Raw genomic sequence first — 3245 nt, forward strand, 5'->3', positions numbered from 1 at the left:
ATCATCGTATCCTTCATCTGCCGTCCTCTCCGCTTCGTGGCTCTTAACACCACGACCTTGGCACATTGCGATGCCGTCTCGGGAGGACGGCAACCACCCCATCTATGAAAGACGATACCACGATCACCCCGCTTCACCAGCCCGGATCGATCCTTGACCGGCTCACCGAGATCGCCCGCGAGGGCGCGCGCCAGATGCTGGCCGCCGCGCTCAGGGCCGAGGCGGCGAGCTTCGTTGCACAGTTCGAGGATGAACGCCTGCCCGATGGACGCCATCGCATCGTGCGGCATGGCACCGGGCCGGGACGGATGATCCAGACCGGGATTGGCCCGATCCCGGTGCAGCGCCAGAAGGTGCGCGACCGCGCCGCCGGCGTGCCGGCCGAGAGAAGGATCCGCTTCACCTCGAACATCCTGCCCCGCTGGGCGCGGCGGTCGAAGAGCCTCGATGCCTTGCTGCCGGTTCTTTACCTGCGTGGTATTTCCACCGGGGAGTTCCAGGAAGCGCTGACGGCGCTGCTCGGGGCTGACGCGCCGAACCTGTCGCCTGGCGTGATCTCGCGCCTCACGGCGGGCTGGCAGGAGGATTACGACCGCTGGCAGCGCCGCGACCTCTCCGCGCGCCGCTATGTCTACATTTGGGCCGATGGGGTCTACCTGCAGGCCCGCATGGAGCCGGCCGCCGAATGCATGCTGGTGATCATCGGCGCGACACCTGAGGGGCGCAAGGAACTGCTTGGCTTCCAGGTCGGGGTGCGAGAGAGCGCGCAGAGCTGGCGCGAACTGCTGGTCGATATCAAGGCCCGCGGCCTCTCGGTCCCGCCGGAGATCGCCGTGGGCGATGGGGCCATGGGGTTCTGGAACGCCCTCGATGAAGCCTTCCCGGGCACGCGTCATCAGAGGTGTTGGGTTCACAAGACCGCCAACGTCCTGAACAAGTTCCCGAAATCGATGCAGCCGGCGGTGAAGGCCGACCTGCGCGAGATCTGGCAGGCCGAGACCCGCGCCGCCGCCGAGGCCGCCATGGACACCTTCACCGAGAAATACGGGGCCAAGTACGAGAAGGCAGCGACTTGCCTGATCAAGGACCGCGACGCCTTGCTGGCTTTCTACGACTTCCCGGCCGACCATTGGGATCACCTGCGCACGGGCAACCCGATCGAGAGCGTGTTCGCCACCGTCCGGCACCGGACCGTGCGGACCAAGGGCGCGCTGTCTCAGAAGACGGCGAAGCTGATGGTGTTCAAGCTCGTTCAGGCCGCAGCGAAAACATGGCGCCGTCTGAAGGGCGCGAACCAGTTGCCAATGGTCCTCGAGGGCGTCACATTCACAGACGGCGTCGCCACGCAGGGCGCCGACAACCGCGCCGCTTGATCAAGCCGCGTCACCCAAAATCGGCCATAGCTCCAATATCGAGGCGGGCGGCTGGGCGTCTCGTGTGCCGTGGCCCGCGTCATGGCGGGCGCACTTCCGGTTAAGCGCCGGGAAATAGACACCCAAGTCTGGAGCACTGACATGGACGAACGCACGTTTTTCAACGCAGCGCGGGCGAAGCCGTTTGGTGGATCGCTGTCGCAGGATGCTGTCGACGACATGAAAGCGATCATCGCGACATTTGGCATCTATGGCGATGGGGACGGGCGAAATCTGGCCTACATCCTCGGCACCGCGTTTCATGAGTCCGATCGCTTCAAGGCGATGGAGGAATACGCCAGCGGAAAGGCATATGAGGGGCGGCGCGATGAGCTATGGCCGGAGTTGGGTGACGGGGCCGATCAGGCGGCGCGTTGATCGGCGGGCGCGGTGGACGCGATGCCGTCGGTGAACTTGATGCCAGCGATGACCATAGGCAAGCGATTTTCGCCTTTCAGCCGCCGCCAGGTCTTCGATGCGGCGATAACGAGTTTGAAGACCATCAACCGGGCGGTCTTCTGCGACAGGGCNGCAAGCGATTTTCGCCTTTCAGCCGCCGCCAGGTCTTCGATGCGGCGATAACGAGTTTGAAGACCATCAACCGGGCGGTCTTCTGCGACAGGGCTCCCTTCGTTCTGACCGTCCGGTGCCGGACCGTGGCGAAGACGCTCTCGATGGGGTTCGAGGTCCGCAGATGGTCCCAGTGCTCGGCCGGAAAGTCGAAGAAGGCCAGGAGCGCGTCGCGGTCCTTGGCCAGGCATTCGACGGCCTTGGGATATTTGGCGCCGTACTTCTCGGCGAAGACCGCGATGGCGGCTTCGGCACTCGCCCGGTCCGGCGCGTCCCGCACCTCGCGAAGGTCCGTCTTCATGTTCGGCTGAACCGACTTCGGAACCTTGTTGAGGATGTTGATGAGCTTGTGTTGCCAGCATCGCTGGTGGCGCGTTCCGGGGAAGATCTCCTCGAGCGCTTTCCAGAAGCCGAGTGCTCCGTCGCCGACGGCGATCTCGGGCGCGGCGGCGAGACCGCGTGCTTTCAGGTCGACGAGCAGTTCGCGCCAGCTCTGCGCACTCTCGCGGACACCGACTTGGAAGCCGACGAGTTCTTTCTTGCCTTCGGGCGTGGCGCCGACGATGACGAGCATGCAAGCGGCATCATCTTCCATCCGTGCCTGAAGATAGACACCGTCGACCCAGATGTAGACGTAGCGCCGGGCCGACAGATCGCGCCGCTGCCAGCGATCGTATTCGCCCGTCCATTCTTCCTTCAGGCGTCCGATCACCGACGGCGACAGGTTCGGGGCGTCCCTTCCCAGCAGCGCAGCAAGGGCCTCCTGGAAATCGCCGGTCGAGATGCCGCGCAGGTAGAGAACCGGCAGCAGTGCATCGAGGCTCTTCGTTCGCCGCGCCCATTTCGGCAGGATCGCGGAGGTGAAGGTAATGCGGTCCTGCTCCGGCCCATCGGCGCCGCGATCCCGCAGCTTGGCGCGCCTCACCGGCACCGGACCGACCCCCGTTTGGATTGCGCGCTCCGGACCATGGCCATGGCGAACGAGCCGGGCACGGCCGTCGGCAAGACGTTCGCCCTGCATCGCCGTCAGGAAGGCCTCGGCTTCCGCCTCGACGGCCTGCGCCAGAAGCCGGCGGGCGCCATCGCGCAGCACCAAGGTCAGGGGATCATCGATGTCGCCAGGGTGTTGAAAGGCCTGAACGGTGCTATCGGTCTTCATAGATGGGGTGGTTGCCGTCCTCCCGAGACGGCATCGCAATGTGCCAAGGTCGTGGTGTTAAGAGCCACGAAGCGGAGAGGACGGCAGATGAAGGATACGATGAT

General features: G+C 64.8%; 2 protein-coding genes and 1 pseudogene. 2 read left to right on the top strand and 1 reads right to left on the bottom strand.

The genetic code is table 11. From position 1 onward, the window contains the following. The first annotated feature begins 104 nt into the window (after positions 1-104). A complete protein-coding gene (locus VSX60_RS22050; RefSeq protein WP_327626383.1) occupies positions 105-1373 on the top strand; it encodes an IS256 family transposase in 1269 nt (422 codons plus the stop codon). An 81-nt stretch (positions 1374-1454) separates the two neighbouring features. Further along, complete coding sequence (locus VSX60_RS22055; RefSeq protein ID WP_327626384.1) at positions 1455-1790, top strand: hypothetical protein; 336 nt, start codon at positions 1455-1457, stop codon at positions 1788-1790. A gap of 154 nt (positions 1791-1944) precedes the next feature. Here VSX60_RS22055 and VSX60_RS22060 read toward each other — a convergent pair. Continuing rightward, positions 1945-3141: pseudogene (locus VSX60_RS22060) on the bottom strand (IS256 family transposase); the annotation flags it as partial. Positions 3142-3245: the final 104 nt, after the last annotated feature.

Origin of the sequence: Aurantimonas sp. A3-2-R12 (assembly GCF_036016755.1) — a bacterium.
GTDB classification, from domain to species: Bacteria; Pseudomonadota; Alphaproteobacteria; order Rhizobiales; family Rhizobiaceae; genus Aurantimonas; species Aurantimonas coralicida_A.

Bases quoted from the DNA above. Each gene is read 5' to 3' on its own strand.
- VSX60_RS22055 (WP_327626384.1), top strand. From the start codon at position 1,455: ATGGCGGGCGCACTTCCGGTTAAGCGCCGGGAAATAGACACCCAAGTC.
- VSX60_RS22050 (WP_327626383.1), top strand. From the start codon at position 105: ATGAAAGACGATACCACGATCACCCCGCTTCACCAGCCCGGATCGATC.